Source organism: Peptostreptococcus sp. (genome assembly GCF_036639115.1).
Classification (GTDB): domain Bacteria; phylum Bacillota; class Clostridia; order Peptostreptococcales; family Peptostreptococcaceae; genus Peptostreptococcus.
Genome location: NZ_JAVWJH010000001.1, coordinates 119,828 through 120,750, shown reverse-complemented (window position 1 = coordinate 120,750; position 923 = coordinate 119,828). Strand labels below are relative to the sequence as shown.

Sequence of the window (923 nt, the reverse complement as noted above, 5' to 3'; positions counted from 1 at the left end):
TACTAACTACTAACTACTAACTACTAACTACTAACTACTAACTACTAACTACTAACTACTAAGATTATACTTTTCATAGACTTACTGTCAATATAATCTATCTTAAATTGTCTATATCCATAATTTTATACGCTCTTTCAACGTCTTCTTCTGTTGCTGCTGGAATATCATTTAGTGAGTATTCTTTTCCCATCTGCTCCCATTTATGAATTCCCATTGTGTGATAAGCCAAGAGTTCAAATTTTTCTACATTTTTTAATGACTTTACAAAATCTGCCAAATCTCTTAGATATTCTTCATCATCACTGATTGTAGGTACTAGTACATGTCTAATCCACACTTTTATACCTTCTTTTTCCAAATATCTTGCCAACTGCATTGCTTTTTCTGATGATTGACCTGTTAGCCATGTAGATACTTCTGAATTGGTATGTTTGATATCTAGAAGAACTAAATCTACATACTTTAATAGCGATTTTATTGAATCAATCTCTACAAAACCACTAGTATCAAGACATGTATGTATGCCCTTTTCTTTTGCAAGCCTAAATATTTCTTCTACAAATTCAGCTTGAGTAGTTGCCTCTCCGCCAGATACTGTAATACCTCCGCCAGACGCATCGATAAATGTCTTGTACTTCATCATATCATCTACTACTTCTTGCGCTGACATTAGCTTACCTTCTCCGTACTCCCAAGTATCTCTATTATGACAAAATCTACATCTCAAATTACATCCTTGGGTAAATACCACATATCTAATTCCAGGACCATCTACTGTTCCAAATGTTTCTATTGAATGTACTCTTCCATTGATCATAATGTTCCTCCTATCCTTGTAATATCCCCAGATGTATATTATCTATCTTAATAAAAGGCCATGCTATTTAGCATAGCCTTTTATTTTTTATTTATTATATTTT

General features: G+C 32.7%; 1 protein-coding gene. It reads right to left on the bottom strand.

Going from position 1 to position 923, the window contains the following annotated elements; translation table 11 throughout:
* Positions 1-97: 97 nt before the first annotated feature.
* On the bottom strand, positions 98-820 hold the full coding sequence (gene pflA, locus RR561_RS00450; protein ID WP_332505463.1) for a pyruvate formate-lyase-activating protein: 723 nt from the start codon (positions 818-820) through the stop codon (positions 98-100).
* Positions 821-923: the final 103 nt, after the last annotated feature.

Excerpts from the sequence above, each read along its gene's own strand:
- pflA (WP_332505463.1), bottom strand. The coding sequence starts at position 820 with ATGATCAATGGAAGAGTACATTCAATAGAAACATTTGGAACAGTAGAT.